At 73.0% G+C, this 21309-nt stretch carries 5 protein-coding genes and 1 pseudogene; 3 read left to right on the top strand and 3 right to left on the bottom strand.

The features are described 5' to 3' along the window. The first annotated feature begins 39 nt into the window (after positions 1–39). Entirely contained in the window at positions 40–357 is a 318-nt protein-coding gene (locus EIZ62_RS19075) for an AzlD domain-containing protein (RefSeq protein WP_156693863.1), read from the top strand. 29 nt (positions 358–386) lie between these two features. Then, positions 387–1142, top strand: coding sequence for an AzlC family ABC transporter permease (locus EIZ62_RS19070; protein WP_156693862.1), 756 nt, complete (start codon positions 387–389; stop codon positions 1140–1142). A 96-nt stretch (positions 1143–1238) separates the two neighbouring features. Here the strand turns inward: EIZ62_RS19070 and EIZ62_RS19065 are convergent. From EIZ62_RS19065 to EIZ62_RS19055, 3 genes and pseudogenes are all read right to left on the bottom strand, one after another. Then, positions 1239–7745, bottom strand: a pseudogene (locus EIZ62_RS19065) (thioester reductase domain-containing protein); the annotation flags it as partial. A gap of 114 nt (positions 7746–7859) precedes the next feature. Further along, entirely contained in the window at positions 7860–11126 is a 3267-nt protein-coding gene (locus EIZ62_RS19060; protein ID WP_425281881.1) for a type I polyketide synthase, read from the bottom strand. Between the two features lie 49 nt (positions 11127–11175). Then, on the bottom strand, positions 11176–19443 hold the full coding sequence (locus EIZ62_RS19055; RefSeq protein ID WP_156693859.1) for a type I polyketide synthase: 8268 nt from the start codon (positions 19441–19443) through the stop codon (positions 11176–11178). Between the two features lie 297 nt (positions 19444–19740). Here EIZ62_RS19055 and EIZ62_RS19050 point away from each other — a divergent pair, with 297 nt between their 5' ends. Continuing rightward, positions 19741–21303, top strand: coding sequence for an acyl-CoA carboxylase subunit beta (locus EIZ62_RS19050; protein WP_208827982.1), 1563 nt, complete (start codon positions 19741–19743; stop codon positions 21301–21303). The last annotated feature ends 6 nt before the right edge of the window (positions 21304–21309 follow it).

Below are 21309 nucleotides of genomic sequence, written 5' to 3'. Positions count from 1 at the left end.
CCCGTCCCCCCTCCTCCTGCCCCTCCCCGAGAGGACCCCATGACCATCGTGACCATCGCGCTGATGGGGGCGGTGACCTTCGCCGTCCGCGTCGCGTTCTTCGGCCCCCTCGAACCGTCGTCCATCTCCCCCCGGATCGAGCGGGCCCTGCCGTACGTGATGCCCGCCGTCCTCATGGCGATCATCGTGCCGTCGGTGCTGCTGGCGCCGAAGACCGGCGGCGGCCCGTCCTGGCTGACGCCCTACCTGGTGGGCGCCCTCGTCGGGTTCGCGGTGGGCGCGGTCCGGCGCGACAGCTTCTTCCTCGTCTTCGCCTGTTCCGTCGCCGCGTTCGCCCTGACGGGACTGGCCCTGTGACCGCACTCCGACGAAAGACCGGCCCCGCCATGACCACCGCCGCCTCCACCCCCACCGTGAACCCCCGCCCCTCCCGGGCACGGGAGATGCGCCGGGGCGCGGTGTCGTCCGTCGGCGTCGTCGTGGGCGCCATCCCCTTCGCGTTGCTCACCGGCGCGGTGTCCCAGCAGTCCGGCCTGAGCCTGCTGGAGACGATGCTGCTCAGCGCCCTGGTCAACGCCGGATCGGCGCAGATGGTCGGCATCGGCATGCTCGCGGCCGGGGCCGCCTGGCCGCTGGTCGTCCTCACCACCCTGGTCATCAACGCCCGGCACGTCTTCTACTCCGCGTCCCTCTCCCCGTACGTCAAGCACCTGTCCCCCGCCTGGCGTGCGGCCATCGCCCACGGCATGACGGACGCGGTGTACGCGCTCGCCGCCAAGCGGTACCGGGAGGACCCCGACCCGCGCGGCTTCCAGCACTGGAACGTGATGGCCGCCTCGCTCGCCGTCTACGCCGCCTGGCTGTCGGCCACGATGGCCGGCTGGATCTACGGCAAGGACCTGAGCGGCATCGACGGCCTGGGCCTGGACTTCGCCATCTACGCCACGTACATCGGGCTCGTGGTGTCGTGCTTCACCAGCGTGCGGGCGGTCGCGATCGGCCTGCTCGCCGGGGCACTGTCACTGGCCCTCCACCAACTGCCGTACCAGAGCGGCCTGTTCTGCTCGACGATGGCCGCCGCGGTCGTCGCCGGCTGGTGGGAGGGCAAGGTCCGCGGCCGCGACCTGGACGTCTCCGGCTGAACGGCGGCGCGACACGGGCCCCGGCCCCGGCGGACATCTCGTCCACCGGGGCCGGGGCCTCCGTCTCCTCCGAGACCCGTCAGGAGCCCGTGCCGGTCAGGAGCCGGTCCGCGCGAGGGCGAGGGCGGGCGCCGGCGGCAGGTAGCCGGCCCGGACGAAGAACCCGATGTACGTCTCGAAGAGATCGCGGGTCATCTTCGGGATCTCGATCCCGGTGCCCTCCAGCGCCGCCTCCGTCTCGCTCATGTCGATCGGCGGATAGGCGCCCTCACCGTTGGCGGCGATCGCCCGGAACATGTCCAGCAGTGGCGTCAGCGCGTTGTCGCCGCCGCCCTGGACCCGCTCCAGCCACTCCGACCACTCCACCTCCTCGATCTCGTACCCGAAGGCCCGCAGGTGCTCCAGGATGGTGCGGTACCGGACGTCCTCGGGGTTGGAGAGGTGGAACGTGCGGCTCGCGCAGTCCGCCTTCTTCGACAGGGCCACGATCGCCGCGCTGACGTAGTCCACCGGCACCAGGTGGAACAGGATGTCGGTGCCCCGCGGAACCGCACGCGCCTGGATGAGGCCCTTCAGGCTGAGCCACACGAAGTCCCGGGTCTGGCAGGCGCCGGACTCCTGGTCGCCGGAGACCACGTCACCCCGGTACACCGACACCGGCAGGCCCCGCTCCCTGGCCAGGCCGATGATGTGCTCCACGACCCACTTGGTGTGACGGTAGCCGTTCATCACCTCCGTGGGCCCCAGCGGATCGGTCACCTTCAACGGGACCCCCTCCCGGACCGGCTTGTCGAACACACCGGTCGAGGACACGAAGTGCACCGGGACCGTACGGTGCCGGGCCGCCATCCGCAGCACCTCCTCGGTGCCGCCCACGTTCGCCGCCTTCAGCGCCGTGTACGGGTACAGCCAGTTGACCAGCGCGCCCCCGTGGAACACCACGTCGACCTCGCGGGCCAGGTCGTCGAACACGTCCTCGGCCAGCCCGAGCCGCGGCTCGCCCAGGTCACCGGGCACCGCCACGACCCGGTGCGCCTGCGTCTCGTCCCACGCGTCGTACCAGCGGGCGTTGTCCCGCAGCCGCTCCAGCCCCTCCGCCGCGTCGGCGGCCCGCACCAGGCAGTGCACCCGCGCCGACGTCGTCCGCAGCAGCTCCCGCAGCATGAACGCGCCCAGGAACCCGGTCGCCCCGGTCAGGAACACCTCCTTCGGGTCCTCCGCCACCGTGACCACCTCGGCGGCGGGCACGATGTCGTCGGCGAGCCGGATCTCGGCCTCGAAGTCCACCGCCCGCGACACGTCCGGCGCGGTGCCCACCAGCTCCGCCAGCAGGTGCGCGGCCAGCGCCCCGGGGGTCGGGTGGTCGTAGACGAGGCTCGCGGCGAGCCGGACCCCGGTGGCCGCGTTGAGCCGGTTGCGCAGATCGACCGCGGTCAGCGAGTCGAAGCCCAGCTCCAGGAAGCCGCGCTCCGGGTCGATGCCCGCCGCGTCCGCGTGGCCGAGGACCGCGGCCACCTCGGCGCGCAGCAGGTCCCGCAGCAGCGGCAGCCGCTCGGCGTCGGGAAGCTCACGCACCCGGTCGGCCACGCCCACCGCCGCGCCACCCGGACCGTTCACGGCCGGCCGGGACGTGGTGCGGGCCAGCGTCCGCAGCAGCGGCGTGACCGGGCCGGGCAGCGCGCGGACGGCCGCCAGGTCGAGCGGGGTGGCGACCGGCGCGGCCAGCCCGAGCGCCATGGCCGTGTCGAGCATGGCCGGCCCCTGCGCCATGGTGACGGGACGGTAGCCGTCCCGGGCGATCCGGGCCAGGTCCGTCGCGTCCAGGTGGCCCGCGATCCCGCCCTCCTCCTGCTGCCACAGGCCCCAGGCCACGGAGGTGGCGGGCAGGCCCTGCGCGTGCCGGTACTGGGCGAGCGCGTCCAGGAACGTGTTCGCGGCCGCGTAGTTGCCCTGGCCCGCACTGCCGAACGTCGCCGCGATGGACGAGAACAGCACGAAGTGCCTCAGGCCGGGAAGGTCACGGGTCAGCCGGTGCAAGTTCCACGCCGCGTCCACCTTGGGCCGCAACACCGCGTCCACCCGCTCCGGGGTCAGCGCCGTGACCAGGCCGTCGTCCAGGACCCCCGCCGTATGGACGACCCCCGTCAGCGGCCGGTCCACCGGAACGCCCGCCAGGAGACGCCCCAGCTCGTCCACGTCGGTCACATCACACGCCACCACCGCGACCCGCGCACCAAACCGCTCCAGCTCCGCCCGCAGCTCCCCCGCCCCCGGAGCGTCCGCACCACGCCGGCTGACCAGCAGCAACGACCGCACACCGTGCTCGACCACCAGATGCCGCGCGAAATGCGCACCCAGACTGCCCGTACCACCGGTGATCAGCACCGTACCGCCGGATTCCCACGCGGGTGTGGCCGTCCACCCCGGATCGACGGCGGCCCGCGCGAGCCGGGGCACCAGCGCGCCCCCGGCCCGGAGCGCGACCTGCGGCTCCCCGCCCGCCACGACCGCCGACAGCAGCTCCGGCGACCCCGAACCGTCCGTGTCGAGGAGAGTGATCCTGCCCGGGTTCTCCGCCTGCGCCGAGCGCAGCAGCCCCCACACCGCCGCCGTCGCCAGGTCCGGCGCCTCGCCCCGCCCTGTCGCCACGGCCCCACGGGTGAGCACCACCAGCCGCACATCCGTCAGCCGCTCGTCGGCCAGCCACTCCCGCACCAGCGCCAGCACACCGTGCACCTGCGCGTACGCCGCACCCAGCACGTCGCCGTCCCCGGGGAGCGTTGGCGCTGTCGCGCACGACACCAGCACCGCGTCCAGCGCGACCGACGCCACCGCCTCGCCCACCTCGGCGACACCGGCGAAACGGTGGGCGTCCGGCAGGAGCGCCTCGGCGACACCGACCTGGCCCAGCGTGCCCCAGCGGTACGCCGCCGTCGGCAGCGCCGGCCGGATCGGGTCCCAGCCGACGGTGAACAGCGCGTCGAGCGCCGCCTCACGGGCCGCCCCGACCCCCGGGTCGTCGGCGGCGGTGAGCGTCAGCGCGTCCACCGTCGCCACCGGCTGACCGGAGCCGTCCGCCAGCTCGAGACCGTACTCGTCGTCGCCGGTACGCCGGACCCGCACCCGCAACTCCCGGGCACCCTCGGCGAACACGCGCACCCCCGACCAGGACCGCACCGCGCGCGGTGCCCCGCCCGCCAGGCCACCCGCGTACAGCGCCACCCGCACCGCCGACTCCAGCAGCAGCGGGTGCAGCACGAACCCGGCCGGGTCGAACTCGTCACCCGGCGGCGCCAGTTCGGCGAACACCTCGTCACCGTCCCGCCACACGGCGGAGACCACCGGGAACGCCTGCCCGTGACCGTAACCCTGCCCGGCGAGCCGCTTGTACAGCTCGGCCGTGTCCACCTCCGTCCCGCGCGGCGGCCACTGCGCCACCGGCCCGGAGGACCGCACGGGAAGGGCGTGTACGCCGCTCAGCGAGACGTGGCCGCTCGCGCGGCAGGTCCAGGCCCCGTCGTCGCCGTCGGGGCGCGTGTGGACGGTGACCGGCCGCCGCCCCAGCCCGTCGGGCGCCCCGACCGAGACCTGCACCTGGACCGCCTGCCGGCCCCGCAGCACCAGCGGGGCGTGGACGGTCAGCTCGTCCAGCGCGTCGCACGCGAACCGGTCGGCCACGTGCAGGGCCAGCTCGGCGTACACGGAGGCGGGCACGGTGACGTCGCCGTCCAGGACGTGCTCGGCGAGCCACGGGTGGGTACGGGTGGAGATCCGGCCGGTGAACACGGCCCCTTCCCCGCCCGCGAGGTCCACCGACGCACCCAGCAGCGGGTGCCCCGGCCCGTCCAGACCCAGCCGCCCGGTGTCGGTGCCCGCCCCGGTCGCCGCGCTGTACCAGTAGGTGCGGCGCTGGAAGGCGTAGGTGGGCAGAGGCACGTCACGGGCGCCGGTGCCGTCGTGGAAACGGCGCCAGTCGACGGCCACGCCCCGGTTGTGGAGCCCGGCAAGGGCGGTGACGACGTCGGCGGCCTCGGGACGGTCACGTCGGAGGCTCGGTACGCAGCGGACGTCGGCGACGTCGGTGACCTCGGTGTCTTCCAGGGTCTGCCGCGCCATGGCGGTCAGGACGGCGTCCGGGCCCACCTCCACGAACGTGGTCACGCCCTGCCCGTGCAGCGCACGCACGGCGTCGGCGAACCGGACGGCTTCGCGGACGTGCCGCACCCAGTAGGCGGGGTCGGTGATCTCGTCCGTGACCGGCGTGCCGGTGAGGGTCGACACGAACGGGATGCGCGGAAGGTTGAAGGTGAGCTGGGTGACGGTTCGGGTGAACTCGTCGAGCATCGGTTCCATGAGCGGTGAGTGGAACGCGTGCGACACCTTCAGACGCGTCGCCTTACGCCCCTGAGCCTCGAAGTGCGCTTTGACGGCCAGCACTTCGTCCTCGGCGCCGGAGACGACGACCGACTGCGGTCCGTTCACGGCGGCGATGCCCACGCGGTCGGTCAGGTGCGGCAGCACCTCGTCCTCAGCGGCCTGGACGGCCACCATGGCCCCGTCAGCCGACAGGGCCTGCATCAGCCGGCCGCGCACCGACACCAGCTTCGCCGCATCGGCCAGGGACAGGACCCCGGCTACGTGCGCGGCGGCGATCTCACCGATCGAATGCCCGGCGACCACGTCGGGGCGTACGCCCCAGGACTCCCAGAGCCGGTAGAGCGCCACCTCGATGGCGAAGAGGGCGGGCTGGGTGGTCTCGGTGCGGTTCAGCGCCTCCGCGTCGCCGCCCCAGACGATGTCCCGCAGCCCGGGGGCCAGCTCGGCGGTGACCGCGTCGAAGGCCTCCGCGAAGGCGGGGAACGTGTCGTACAGCTCACGCCCCATCTCCAGCCGCTGCGATCCCTGGCCCGTGAACAGGAACGCCGACTTGCCGCCCGACGCGTTGACCGTGTCCGAGGTGACGGCTCCCGAGGGGGTGCCCGCAGCGAGGGCACGCAGTGCGGCGACCAGCTCGTCGCGGTCGGCGCCGACGACGGCCGCCCGATGCTCCAGGGCCGCCCGCCCGGTCGCCAGGGAGTACGCGACGTCACGCACGTCGGCTCCGGATTCCTCCGCGTACGCGGCCAGCCGTCCGGCCTGTGCCGCGAGGGCCTCCGGGCTCCGGGCGGACACCAGCCACGGCACGGTCCCGATCGGAGCGGGTTCCCGAACGGCCGGCTCCTCGCGCGGCGCCTCCTCCACGATCACGTGCGCGTTCGTACCGCTCACACCGAACGACGAGACGCCCGCGCGGCGGATCCGGTCCGCGTCCGCCGGCCAGGGGTGGGCCTCGGTCAGCAACTCGACCGCGCCACCGTCCCAGTCCACGAACGGGGTGGGGTCCTCGGCGTGCAGGGTCTTCGGCAGCCTCTCGTTCCGCAGCGCCATCACCATCTTGATGACCCCGCCGACCCCGGCGGCCGCCTGCGCGTGCCCGATGTTCGACTTCAACGACCCCAGGAACAACGGCCGGTCCGGCGACCGTCCCTGCCCATAGGTGGCCAGCAGCGCCTGCGCCTCGATCGGGTCACCCAGCCGCGTCCCCGTCCCGTGCGCCTCCACCGCATCGACATCTGCAGCCCCCAGTCCCGCACTCGCCAGCGCCTGCCGGATCACCCGCTGCTGAGCCGGGCCGTTGGGCGCCGTCAGTCCGTTCGACGCACCGTCCTGGTTCACCGCCGAACCCCGCACCACCGCCAGCACCCGGTGACCGTTGCGCCGCGCATCGGACAGACGCTCCAGCACCAGCAGACCCGCACCCTCGGCCCAGCCCGTACCGTCCGCACCCGCACCGAACGCCCGGCACCGACCGTCCTCCGACAGGCCCCGCTGCTGCGCGAACTCCACGAAGCTGCCCGGCGTCGCCGCGACCGTCGCACCGCCGACGAGGGCCAGCTCCGACTCACCCTGCCGCAGCGACTGCACCGCCTGGTGCAGGGCGACGAGCGACGAGGAGCACGCCGTGTCGACCGTCACCGACGGCCCCTCCAGCCCCAGCACGTACGAGATCCGGCCGGACATGATGCTGGAGAGGCTGCCGGTCATCAGGTAGCCGCCCAGCTCCTCCGGGCCGCTGAACAGGCCGATGTAACTCTGGCCCGAGAAGCCGGTGAAGACGCCGGTCGGGCTGCCCTTCAGCGACAGCGGGTCGATCCCGCCGTACTCCAGCGCCTCCCACGCCGCCTCCAGCAGCAGCCGGTGCTGCGGGTCCATGGCGGTGGCCTCGCGCGGCGATATGCCGAAGAAGTCGGCGTCGAAGTCGCCCACGTCGTGCAGGAACCCGCCCCGCCGGGTGTAACTGCGCCCCGGCTTGCCCGGTTCGGGGTCGTACAGGGACTCGATGTCCCAGCCACGGTTCTCGGGGAAGTCGCTGATCGCGTCGACCTCGCCCTCGACCAGCCGCCACAGGTCCTCCGGCGACGACACACCGCCGGGATAGCGGCAGGCCATCCCCACGATCGCGATCGGCTCGGTCCTGCTCGACTCCAGTTCGGCGACGCGGCGCCGGGACTTCTGCAGATCGACCGTGACCCGCTTCAGGTAGTCGGCCAGCTTCTGTTCGTTCTCGTTGGGCATGGCGAAAGCTCTCCTCGGCTGCTGCTGAGTGGTGCGATGCGCTGCGGCGCGGTGCGGTGTGTCGCGGTGCGGTGTGTCGCGGTGCGGTGTGTCGCGTCGTCGTCAGTGGGTCACGGACTCGCCGATCTCGGAGTCGATGAAGCTGAAGATCTCGTCGAGGTCGGGGCCGGGGCCGTCCGACACCATGTCGTCGTCCGCACCAGTGCTCCACCGCGCCAGCAGCCCCTGGAGCCGGGCGGAGACCTCAGAACGGACCTCGTCGTCCTCGGACACGGTGGCCAGGGCCGCCTCGAGACGCTCCAGCTCGGTCAGTACGGAACGGGTGGCCGTGCCCACCTCGGCGTGCAGGTGCGCGACGAGGGCGGCCGGGGTGGGGTGGTCGTAGGCCAGCGTCGCCGGCAGCCGGACCCCGGTGGACGCCAGGAGCCGGTCACGCAGCTCCACGGCCGACAGGGAGGTGAACCCCAGCTGCTGGAACGTACGGTCGGGGCCGACCGCGCCCGGCTCCGCGAAGCCCAGGACGGCCGCGACCTCGCCGCGCACCAGCTCGGACACCGCTTCCCGCTGCTCCGCCGCCGTCAGCCCGAGCAGCCGCTCGGCCAGCGGAACGACGGCCCGGTGGGCGCTCGCCGGGGCGTCGGCAGGGGCGTCGGCAGGGGCGTCGGCACCCTCGGGCGCGTGCGGTTCGACGTTCGCCTCCGGCGCGGCGATCCAGTAGGTGCGGCGCTGGAACGCGTAGGTGGGCAGAGGCACGGCACGGGCGCCGGTGCCGTCGTGGAAACGGCGCCAGTCGACGGCCACGCCCCGGTTGTGGAGCCCGGCAAGGGCGGTGACGACGTCGGCGGCCTCGGGACGGTCACGCCGGAGGCTCGGTACGCAACGGATTCCGGGCGCGTCGAGGGTCTGCCGCGCCATGGCGGTCAGGACGGCGTCCGGGCCCACCTCCACGAACGTGGTCACGCCCTGCCCGTGCAGCGCACGCACGGCGTCGGCGAACCGGACGGCTTCGCGGACGTGCCGCACCCAGTAGGCGGGGTCGGTGATCTCGTCCGTGACCGGCGTGCCGGTGAGGGTCGACACGAACGGGATGCGCGGAAGGTTGAAGGTGAGCTGGGTGACGGTTCGGCTGAACTCGTCGAGCATCGGCTCCATGAGCGGTGAGTGGAAAGCGTGCGACACCTTCAGACGCGTCGCCTTACGCCCCTGAGCCTCGAAGTGCGCTTTGACGGCCAGCACTTCGTCCTCGGCGCCGGAGACGACGACCGACTGCGGTCCGTTCACGGCGGCGATGCCCACGCGGTCGGTCAGGTGCGGCAGCACCTCGTCCTCAGCGGCCTGGACGGCCACCATGGCCCCGTCGGCCGGCAGGGCCTGCATCAGGTGGCCACGTGCCGACACCAGCTTCGCCGCATCGGCCAGGGACAGCACCCCGGCCACATGCGCGGCGGCGATCTCACCGATCGAATGCCCGGCCACCACGTCCGGGCGTACGCCCCAGGACTCCCACAGCCGGAACAGCGCCACCTCGACGGCGAACAACGCCGGCTGCGTCACCTCGGTACGGTTCAGCGCCTCCGCGTCCTCGCCCCAGACGGTGTCCCGCAGGCCGGGCGCCAGTTCGGCGGTGACCGCGTCGAACGCCTCCGCGAAGGCGGGGAACGTGTCGTACAGCTCACGCCCCATGCCGAGCCGCTGCGATCCCTGGCCCGTGAACAGGAACGCGGTCCGGTCACTGGAGGCGCCCACCTCGTCGGAGGTGACGGCTCCGGACGGGGTGCCCGAGGCGAGGGCGCGGAGTGCCGCGACCAGCTCGTCGCGGTCGGCGCCGACGACGGCCGCCCGGTGCTCCAGGGCCGCCCGCCCGGTCGCCAGCGAGTACGCGACGTCACGCACGTCGGCTCCGGACTCCTCCGCGTACGCGGCCAGCCGTCCGGCCTGCGCCGCGAGGGCCTCCGGGCTCCGGGCGGACACCAGCCACGGCACGACCCGACCTGGGACGGTGTCGGAGACGATCACCTCCTCGCGCGGCGCCTCCTCCACGATCACATGCGCGTTCGTACCGCTCACGCCGAACGACGAGACACCCGCGCGGCGGATCCGGTCCGCGTCCGCCGGCCAGGGGTGGGCCTCGGTCAGCAACTCGACCGCGCCACCGTCCCAGTCCACGAACGGGGTGGGGTCCTCGGCGTGCAGGGTCTTCGGCAGCCTCTCGTTCCGCAGCGCCATCACCATCTTGATGACCCCGCCGACCCCGGCGGCCGCCTGCGCGTGCCCGATGTTCGACTTCAACGAGCCGAGCAGGAGCGGCCGTCCGTCCGGCCGTTCCTGGCCGTACGTCGCCAGCAGCGCCTGCGCCTCGATCGGGTCGCCGAGCCGCGTTCCCGTGCCGTGCGCCTCCACCGCGTCCACGTCGGCGGGGGTGAGCCGGGCCCCGGCCAGCGCCTGGCGGATCACCCGCTGCTGGGCGGGCCCGTTGGGCGCCGTCAGTCCGTTCGACGCACCGTCCTGGTTCACCGCCGAACCCCGCACCACCGCGAGGATCCGGTGACCGTTGCGCCGGGCGTCCGACAGCCGCTCCAGCACCAGCAGGCCGGCACCTTCCGCCCAGCCCGTACCGTCCGCGCCGGCGCCGAACGCCCGGCACCGACCGTCCTCCGACAGGCCCCGCTGCTGCGCGAACTCGACGAACGTCCCTGCCGTGGGCATCACCATCGCGCCGCCCGCCAGGGCCATCGACGACTCCCCGAGCCGCAGCGACTGCACGGCCTGGTGCACCGCCACCAGCGACGACGAGCACGCCGTGTCGACCGTCACCGACGGCCCCTCCAGCCCCAGCACGTACGAGATCCGGCCCGAGATCACACTGGCCAGGCGGCCGGTGAGCAGGTGTCCGTCGAGTCCCTGGGCGGGGCGGTGGAATGGCGGCCCGTAGTCCTGCGTGGCGGCTCCGGCGAACACACCGGTCGCGGTGCCCTTGAGCGACAGCGGGTCGATCCCGCCGTACTCCAGCGCCTCCCACGCCGTCTCCAGCAGCAGCCGCTGCTGTGGATCCATCGCCAGCGCCTCGCGCGGCGAGATCCCGAAGAAGTCGGCGTCAAAGTCGCCGGCCTCGTACAGGAAGCCGCCCTTGCGCGTGTACGTACGGCCCGAGGTGCCGGGCTCGGGGTCGTAGAGGGTCTCGACGTCCCAGCCACGGTTGTCCGGGAAGTCACCGACGGCGTCGGCCTCGGTCTCGACGAGCCGCCACAGGTCCTCCGGCGACGACACACCGCCCGGGTACCGGCACGCCATGCCCACGATCGCGATCGGCTCGACGGCCGCGTCCTGGACCTCCTGGAGCCGCTGCTGGGCCTCGCGCGTGTCGGCGATGGCCCGCTTGAGGTAGTCGCGGAGCTTTGCCTCGTTCGACATGTGGTGTTCAGTCCTTTCGGTTGGCGTCGACGAGTTGGAAGAGGTCGTCGTCCGTCGCGGAGTCGAGGTCGAATGCGTCGGTCTCGGGTTCGGGGGCGGGGAGCTCCGGTGTCCCGGCCCCGCCCCAGCGGGTGAGCAGGTCGTGGAGGTGGGAAGCGGCGATCGCCTTCTCGCCGTCGCCCGTCACCGCTCCGGTGAGGAACTCCTCGATGCGAGCGACCTCGCTCAGGAGCGCGCTCTCCGAGAACGTCGGTGCGGGTACCAGTTCGGCCAGCAGGTGTGCCGTGAGGGCGGCCGGGGTCGGGTGGTCGTACACGAGCGTCGCCGGCAGCCGGACCCCGGTCTCGGCCGTCATGCGGTTGCGCAGCTCGACGGCGGTGAGCGAGTCGAAGCCCAGCTCCTGGAAGGTGCGTTCGGCTCCGACGGCCTGGGCGTCCGTGTGGTTGAGGACCGCCGCCACCACCGTGCGGACGAGCTCCGCGAGCGTGCGCTGCCGTTCGGCCGGTGCCAGCCCGGCGAGCCGCTGCTCGAGGGTCTGCTCGGCCGTGTCCGCGAGCCCGGCCGCCGCGAGTCCGGTCGCCGCGCGGCGGCGCTGGGCGGGCGTCCGGACGAGGGCGCGGAAGAGGGGTGGTACGGCGCCCGTGCCGCGGATCGCCGCCAGGTCGAGCGGGGTGGCGACCGGGACGGTCAGCCCGAGCGCGACGGCCGTGTCGAGCAGGGCCGGGCCCTGCGCCATGGTGACGGGCAGGTAGCCGTTCTTCGCCCACCTGGCCCGGCTGGTCCCGTCGAGCCGGGTGGCCATGCCGCCGTGGTCCCCGTCCTGCTGCCACAGGCCCCAGGCCACGGAGGTGGCGGGCAGGCCCTGCGCGTGCCGGTACTGGGCGAGCGCGTCCAGGAACGTGTTCGCGGCCGCGTAGTTGGCCTGCCCCGCACTGCCGAGGGTGCCGGTCACGGAGGAGAACAGCACGAAGTGCTTCAGGCTGGGCAGGTCACGGGTCAGGCGGTGCAGGTTCCACGCCGCGTCCACCTTGGGCCGCAACACCGCGTCCACCCGCTCCGGGGTCAGCGCCGTGACCAGGCCGTCGTCCAGGACGCCCGCCGTGTGCACCACACCGGACAAAGGCCGGTCCGCCGGAACGCCCGCCAGGAGACGGCCCAGCTCGTCCACGTCGGTCACATCGCACGCCGCCACCGACACACGGGCACCGAACCGCTCCAGCTCCGCCCGCAGCTCCCCCGCCCCCGGAGCGTCCGCACCACGCCGGCTCACCAGCAGCAACGACCGCACACCGTGCTCGACCACCAGATGCCGCGCGAAATGCGCACCCAGACTGCCCGTACCACCGGTGATCAGCACCGTACCGCCGGAGTGCCACGCCGGTTCGGCCCGCTCGCGTCGCTCCTTCACCAGACGCGGTACGAGGATGCCGGCGGCGCGCAGCGCCGCCTGCGGCTCGTCCGACCGGACGACCCGGCTGAGGGCCCGCCCGTCGGGGTCGTCGCCGCTCTCGGCGTCGACCAGCGTGATCCGGCCCGGGTTCTCGGCCTGTGCCGACCGCAGGAGGCCCCACACCGGAGTCGCCGCCAGATCGGGTTCCTCACCGTCCCGGGTCGCCACCGCGCCGCGCGTCAGGACGACAAGCCGGACATCCGTCAGTCGCTCGTCGGCCAGCCACTCCCGCACCAGCGCCAGCACACCGTGCACCTGCGCGTACGCCGCACCCAGCACGTCGCCGTCCCCGGAAGGTGCCGGCGTCACGCACGACACCAGCACCGCGTGGGGCGCGTCCACCGCGCCCGACGCCACCGCCTCGCCCACCTCGGTGACGCCGCCGAAGCGGGGGGCGTCGGGCAGGAGCGCCCCAGTGACACCGACCGGGTCCAGCGTGCCCCAGCGGACGGGGCTCGCCGGTTCCGCCAGGTCGGCCGGCACCCAGTCGACCCGGAACAGCGCGTCCGCCTCCCGCGTCCGCAACCGGTCGGCCGGGAACTCGCCGAGCGTCACGGAGTCGACGGACGCCACGAGCCGGCCCGCCGGGTCGGTCAGTTGCAGCCCCAGCTCGGCCTCGCCCGTACGCCGGACCCGCACGCGCAGGTCCTGTGCGCGCTCCGCGTACACCCGCACTCCCGACCAGGCCAGAGCGCCGGCGCTCCCGGCAGCCCGGACCGCCGAGTCCAGCAGCAGCGGATGCAGGACGAACCCGTCCGTCTCGTACGCCTCGTCCAACGCCACGAGGTCCGTCAGTTCCTTGGCGTCCGGCCACGACTCGACGCCGTCGTCCTCGCCACTGTCCTCGCCGGTCCGGAGGTACGCGTCGGCGTACAGCGTCCAGGGCAGGTCACGCCCTTCGGGCCGGGCGTGCACGGACACCGCGTACCGGCCGTCCTCGTCCGGGGCGCCGGACGCGACGATCTGGAGCTGTACGGCCGTGCCGTCGGCGTCCCCGTCCAGCACGAGGGGCGCCCGCACGGTCAGGGACTCCACGACGCCACAGCCGAGCGCGTCACCGGCGTGCATCGCCAGCTCGACGAACACGGAACTCGGTACGCAGGCCCCGTCGGCGAGCCAAGGGTGGTCAGCGGCCGACAGGCGGCCGGTGAAGATCCGCCCCTCGGCACCCGCGAGGTCCACGGCGGCCCCGAGCAGGGCGTGCGCCGGTGTGTCCAGCCCCAGGTGGGCGGCCTCCACGGACGCCGTCGGTTTCGGCGGGTTCAGCCAGAAACGCTGATGCCGGAAGGCGTACGTGGGCAGGGGTACGGTTCGCGCGCCGGTGCCCTCGAAGAACCGGTCCCAGCGCACGGTGCCGCCCGACGCGTGGAAGTGGGCCAGGGCGGTGACGACCGCCTCCTCCTCGCCACGGTTGCGCCGCAGCGAGGCCACCGTCTCCGCGCCCGCCCCTTCCAGGGCTCCCTGCGCCATCGCGGTGAGCACCGCGTCGGGGCCCAGTTCGACGAACCGGGTGACCCCGTCCGCCTCCAGGGCCCGCACCGCGTCGGCGAACCGGACGGCTTCGCGGACGTGCCGCACCCAGTAGGCGGGGTCGGTGATCTCGTCCGCGACCGGCGTGCCGGTGAGCGTCGACACGAACGGGATGCGCGGAAGGTTGAAGGTGAGCTGGGTGACGGTTCGGGTGAACTCGTCGAGCATCGGCTCCATGAGCGGCGAGTGGAAAGCGTGCGACACCTTCAGTCGCGTCGCCTTACGCCCCTTGGCCTCGAAGTGCGCCTTGACGGCCAGCACTTCGTCCTCGGCGCCGGAGACGACGACCGACTGCGGGCCGTTCACGGCGGCGATGCCCACGCGGTCGGTCAGGTGCGGCAGCACCTCGTCCTCAGCGGCCTGGACGGCGACCATGGCCCCGTCGGCCGGCAGGGCCTGCATCAGGTGGCCGCGCGCCGACACCAGCTTCGCCGCGTCCGGCAGGGACAGGACCCCGGCCACATGCGCGGCGGCGATCTCACCGATGGAATGCCCGGCGACCACGTCCGGGCGTACGCCCCAGGACTCCCACAGCCGGAACAGCGCCACCTCGACGGCGAAGAGGGCGGGCTGCGTCACCTCGGTACGGTTCAGCGCCTCCGCGTCGCCGCCCCAGACGATGTCCCGCAGCCCGGGGGCCAGCTCGGCGGTGACCGCGTCGAACGCCTTGGCGAAGGCGGGGAACGCGTCATACAGCTCACGCCCCATCCCCAGCCGCTGCGAACCCTGACCCGTGAACAGGAACGCCGACTTACCGCCCACGGCCCGCACTGCCCGCGCCGAAGCCAGTCCCGCCATCAGCTGCTCCCGACCTGCACCGACCACCACGGCCCGCTGCTCCAGCGCCGCCCTGCCCGTCGCCAGCGAGAAGGCCACGTCCCGCACGTCGACACCGGACTCCTCCACATACGCGGCCAACCGCTCCGCCTGCGCCGCGAGGGCCTCCGGGCTCCGGGCCGACACCAGCCACGGCACGACCCGACCCACGACGGTGTCGGAGACGAGAACCTCCTCGCGCGGCGCCTCCTCCACGATCACGTGCGCGTTCGTACCGCTCACACCCAACGACGAGACGCCCGCGCGGCGGATCCGGTCCGCGTCCGCCGGCCAGGGGTGGGCCTCGGTCAGCAACTCGACCGCGCCACCGTCCCAGTCCACGAACGGGGTGGGGTCCTCGGCGTGCAGGGTCTTCGGCAGCCTCTCGTTCCGCAGCGCCATCACCATCTTGATGACCCCGCCGACCCCGGCGGCCGCCTGCGCGTGCCCGATGTTCGACTTCAACGACCCCAGGAACAACGGCCGGTCCGGCGACCGTCCCTGCCCATACGTCGCCAGCAGCGCCTGCGCCTCGATCGGGTCACCCAACCGCGTCCCCGTCCCGTGCGCCTCCACCGCATCGACATCCGCCGCCCCCAGTCCCGCACTCGCCAGCGCCTGCCGGATCACCCGCTGCTGAGCCGGACCGTTGGGCGCCGTCAAGCCGTTCGACGCACCGTCCTGGTTCACCGCCGAACCCCGCACCACCGCCAGCACCCGGTGACCGTTGCGCCGCGCGTCCGACAGACGCTCCAGCACCAACAGACCCGCACCTTCCGCCCAGCCCGTACCGTCGGCGCCCGCACCGAACGCCCGGCACCGACCGTCCTCGGAGAGACCGTTCTGGCGGGAGAACTCGACGAACATGCCCGGTGTCGCCATGACCATCGCGCCGCCCGCCAGGGCCATCGACGACTCCCCGAGCCGCAGCGACTGCACGGCCTGGTGCACCGCCACCAGCGACGACGAGCACGCCGTGTCGACCGTCACCGACGGCCCCTCCAGCCCCAGCACGTACGAGATCCGGCCCGAGATCACGCTCGCGAGGGTGCCGGTCAGGAGGTGTCCGTCCACGCCGTCGGCCGGCTCGTGCAGCCGGGGCCCGTAGTCCTGGGGCGCACCTCCGGCGAAGACACCGGTGGGGGTGCCCTTCAGCGACAGCGGGTCGATCCCGCCGTACTCCAGCGCCTCCCACGCCGCCTCCAGCAGCAACCGCTGCTGCGGGTCCATCGCCAGCGCCTCACGCGGCGAGATCCCGAAGAACGCCGCGTCGAAGTCCCCGGCCTCGTACAGGAAGCCGCCCTTGCGCGTGTACGTACGGCCCGACGTGCCTCGCTCCGGGTCGTACAGCGCGTCGACGTCCCAGCCACGGTCGCGTGGGAAGTCACCGATCGCGTCGACCTCGCCCTCGACCAGCCGCCACAGGTCCTCCGGCGACGACACACCGCCGGGGAACCGGCAGGCCATGCCGACGATGGCGATCGGCTCGTCGGCCGAGGGGGCGGCGCCCGTGCTCTCCGGCCCGGGGTTCGCCGCCGCGTCTCCGCCGATCAGTCGCTCGTACAGGAACGCGGCCACGGCGGCCGGGGTCGGGTGGTCGAACACGACCGACTCCGGGATGCGCAGCCCGGTCGCGGCCGACAGCCGGTCCCGGAGCTCGACGCCTCCCAGCGAGTCGAGTCCCATGCTGCGGAACGCCCGGTCCGGTTCGATCGAGGCGGGTCGTGCATGACCGAGCACGGTCGCGGTGTCGGCACGAACCAGGTCCAGCAGTGTGCGCCGCTGCTCCTCCTCCGAAAGCTCGCCGAGCCGGTCCCGCAAGGGGTGGTGCGGCGCGGCTTCCGTGCGAGGAGCAGTCGCACTCGGACCGGCAGCCACGGCGGTGTGGGTGGTGGGGGCGGTGGCGTCGAGCCAGTAGTAGTCGCGCTGGAAAGCGTACGTGGGCAGGGGTACGGTTCGCGCGCCGGTGCCCTCGAAGAACCGGTCCCAGCGCACGGTGCCGCCCGCCGCGTGGAGGTGGGCCAGGGCGGTGACGACCGCCTCCTCCTCGCCACGGTTGCGCCGCAGCGAGGGCACCGTCTCCGCGCCCGCCCCCTCCAGCGCGCCCCGTGCCATCGCCGCGAGCACCGCGTCGGGGCCCAGTTCGACGAACCGGGTGACCCCGTCCGCCTCCAGGGCCCGGACGGCGTCGGCGAACCGGACGGCTTCACGGACGTGCCGCACCCAGTAGGCGGGGTCGGTGATCTCGTCCGTCACCGGCGTGCCGGTGAGCGTCGACACGAACGGGATGCGCGGCGCGTGGAGGGCCAGCCCGGACACGACCTGCCCGAACTCCGCGAGCATCGGTTCCATCAGCGGCGAGTGGAACGCGTGCGACACCTTCAGGCGGGTCGTCTTACGCCCCTCCGCCTCGAACCGCTCGCGCACCTCCTGTACGTCGCGTTCCGCGCCGGAGATCACGACGGCTCGCGGTCCGTTGACGGCGGCGATGCCCACGCGGTCGGTGAGGTGCGGCAGCACCTCGTCCTCGCCCGCCTGTAGCGCCGCCATCGCGCCACCGGGCGGCAGGGCCTGCATCAGGCGGCCGCGCGCCGACACCAGCTTCGCCGCATCGGCCAGGGACAGCACCCCGGCCACATGCGCGGCGGCGATCTCACCGATCGAATGCCCGGCGACCACGTCGGGGCGTACACCCCAGGACTCCCACAGCCGGAACAGCGCCACCTCGATGGCGAACAACGCCGGCTGCGTCACCTCCGTCCGGTTCAGCGCCTCCGCGTCCTCGCCCCACATCACCTCCCGCAGCCCCGGCTCCAGCTCCGCCAGCACCGCGTCCAGCGCCTCCGCGAACACCGGGAACGCGTCATACAGCTCACGCCCCATCCCCAGCCGCTGCGAACCCTGACCCGTGAACAGGAACGCCGACTTACCGCCCACGGCCCGCACTGCCCGCGCCGAAGCCAGTCCCGCCATCAGCTCGTCCCGATCGGCACCGACCACCACGGCCCGCTGCTCCAGCGCCGCCCTGCCCGTCGCCAGCGAGAAGGCCACATCCCGCACGTCGACACCGGACTCCCCCACATACGCGGCCAACCGCTCCGCCTGCGCGGCCAGAGCCTCCGGGCTCCGGGCCGACACCAGCCACGGCACGACCCGACCCACGACGGTGTCGGAGACGAGAACCTCCTCGCGCGGCGCCTCCTCCACGATCACGTGCACGTTCGTACCGCCCATGCCCCAGGACGAGACGCCCGCGAGGAGACGGTCGTCCGCCCAGGGTTCGAGTTCCCGCTGGACCCGCAGCTTCAGCTCGTCGAGCGGGATGCGCGGGTTGGGGCGCTGGTGGTTGAGGCTCGGGGGGAGCTGCCGGTGGTTGAGGGCCATGACCGCCTTGAGCAGGCCGACGATGCCGGCGGCGCCCTCCAGGTGGCCGACGTTGGTCTTGGCGGAGCCCACGCGCAGCGGCCGGGCGGCGGGCCGGTCCTGTCCGTAGACCGCGCCGAGGGCGGCCGCCTCGATGGGGTCGCCGACCTTGGTGCCGGTGCCGTGCAGTTCGACGTAGCCGACCTGCGCCGGGTCCACGCCGGCTCGGCGGCAGGCGGCCGAGATCACGGCTTCCTGGGCGTTGCGGTCGGGGGTCGTGAGGGTTTTGGCGGCGCCGGAGTTGTTGACGGCGCTGCCCCGGATGACGGCGAGGACGGTGTCGCCGTCGGCGAGGGCGGCGGACAGCGGCTTGAGGACGACGAGGCCGCCTCCCTCGCCGCGTACGTAGCCGTTGGCGCGCTCGTCGAAGGTGTAGCAGCGGCCGTCCGGGGACATGGCGCCGAACTTGCTGGTGCCGATGGTCGCCTCGGGAGCCAGGTTGAGGTTGACGCCGCCGGCGAGGGCGATCCGGGACTCGCCGCTGCGGAGGCTCTCGCAGGCGAGGTGGACGCCGACCAGGGAGGAGGACTGGCCCGAGTCGACGGTCAGGCTGGGGCCGCGCAGGCCGAAGGTGTACGAGAGGCGGTTGGCGAGCATGCCGCGTTGCGTGCCGGTGAGGGAGTGGCGTCCGATGGCGTCGCGGCCGGAGCGGTGGAGCAGCAGCTCGTAGTCGCCGTTGACGGCGCCGACGAAGACGCCGGTGGGCGTGGACCGGAGGGTGTCGGGGACGAGGCCGGCGTTCTCCAGTGCTTCCCAGGCGAGTTCGAGGAGGAGCCGCTGCTGCGGGTCCATCGACGCGGCCTCTCTGGGGGAGATGCCGAAGAACTCGGGGTCGAAGTGGCCTACGCCGTCGATGAAGCCGCCCCAGCGGGTGTTCATGCGGCCGGGCGCGTTGGGGTCGGGGTCGTAGAGCGTGTCGACGTCCCAACGTCCCTCGGGGGCTTCGGACACGGCGCTGGTCCCGTCGCGCAGCAGGCGCCAGAAGCTGTCCGGGTCCGGTGCTCCGGGAAGGCGGCAGGACAGGCCGATCACGGCGATCGGGTCGGATTCCATCATTTCCGGGCTCCACTCGTACCACTCGCACAACGGGTTTCAGAAAAGGTGCGGTCACGCTAACCGGGTCGTTTCAACGGCCCGCACATTCGCCGGTAATCGCTCGTCCCCGGCTTCCGCGACCGGGCCCGATTACCGGCTGGTTGACGTCCGGTTCCCGGAGTTCTCCCCTCCGCCCCTACCGTTTGCGGCAACCAGGCTCCCCGTCCCCAGCCCGTTTTCCTTTTCGGTTTCCGCCTCGACTCCCGTGGCGGATTCCGTATGCGCATCCGTATCCGTATCCGAATGGAGCTCCACGACATGACCGTCATGCAGGAACGCCCCGAATTCACCTCGGAGATGCAGGCCCTCTACGAGCAGGCACGGCACGGCCCCAGTGGTGCGGCGACCGAGGCGCAGCACGCGAAGGGGAAGCTCACCGTCCGGGAGCGCCTCGACCTGCTCTTCGACGAGGGCACGTTCCAGGAGGTCGAGACCCTGCGGCGGCACCGGGCGAGCGGGTTCGGGCTGGAGAACAAGCGGCCGTACACGGACGGTGTCGTCATCGGCTGGGGCAAGGTGCACGGCCGGACGGTCTTCGCGTACGCGCACGACTTCCGGATCTTCGGCGGCGCCCTGGGCGAGGCGCACGCCCAGAAGATCCACAAGCTGATGGACCTGGCGGAGGCCGCGGGCGCCCCGGTGGTGGGCCTGTGCGACGGGGCGGGGGCGCGGATCCAGGAGGGTGTGACGGCGCTCGCCGGCTATGGCGGGATCTTCCAGCGCAACGTCCGCAATTCCGGGGTGATTCCGCAGATCAGCGTGATGCTCGGCCCGTGCGCGGGCGGTGCGGCCTACTCGCCGGCGCTGACGGACTTCGTCTTCATGGTGCGGGGCATCGCGCAGATGTTCATCACCGGGCCGGACGTGGTGCAGGCGGTCACCGGTGAGGAGATCAGCCAGGAGGGCCTGGGCGGCGCCGACACGCACACCTCCATCTCGGGTGTCGCCGGGTTCGCGTACGACGACGAGGCGAGCTGCCTGGAGGACGTGCGCCATCTGCTGTCGATGCTCCCGCAGAACAACCGCGAGCTGCCGCCGTCCGAGGAGTGCGACGACCTGGCGGACCGGCGCAACGACGTGCTGGGCGAGCTGGTGCCGCCCGACGCGAACCGTTCGTACGACATGCGCAAGGTGATCGAGGAGATCGTCGACCACGGCGAGTTCTTCGAGGTGCACGAGAACTGGGCGACCAACGTGGTGTGCGCCCTGACGCGGCTGGACGGGCACGTGGTCGGCGTCGTCGCGAACCAGCCCGCTGCTCTGGCCGGGGTGCTGGACATCCCGGCGAGCGAGAAGGCGGCACGGTTCGTGCAGCTCTGCGACTCGTTCAACATCCCGCTGGTGACGCTGGTGGACGTGCCGGGTTTCCTGCCGGGCGTCGACCAGGAGCACGGCGGGATCATCCGGCACGGCGCGAAGCTGCTGTACGCGTACTGCAACGCCACCGTGCCGCGCATCAGCCTCATCCTGCGCAAGGCGTACGGCGGCGCGTACATCGTCATGGACTCGCAGTCCATCGGCGCGGACCTCACCTACGCCTGGCCGACGAACGAGATCGCGGTGATGGGCGCCGAGGGCGCGGCCAACGTCATCTTCCGGCGGGAGATCGCCGCGTCCGACGATCCCGAGGCGACGCGGGCGGCGCGGATCAAGGAGTACCGCAGCCAGTTGATGCATCCGTACTACGCGGCCGAGCGGGGTCTGGTGGACGACGTCATCGATCCGGCGGAGACCCGGATGCGGCTGATCGAGGCGCTGGACATGCTGCGGGCGAAGAGCGCGCCGCTGCCGTCGCGCAAGCACGGGAACCAGCCGCAGTGAGCGCCG

The sequence above is a fragment of the Streptomyces ficellus genome (genome assembly GCF_009739905.1).
GTDB lineage: Bacteria > Actinomycetota > Actinomycetes > Streptomycetales > Streptomycetaceae > Streptomyces > Streptomyces ficellus_A.
Note: the sequence above shows the minus strand (reverse complement) of the source record. Positions and strands in the feature narration are given on the sequence as shown.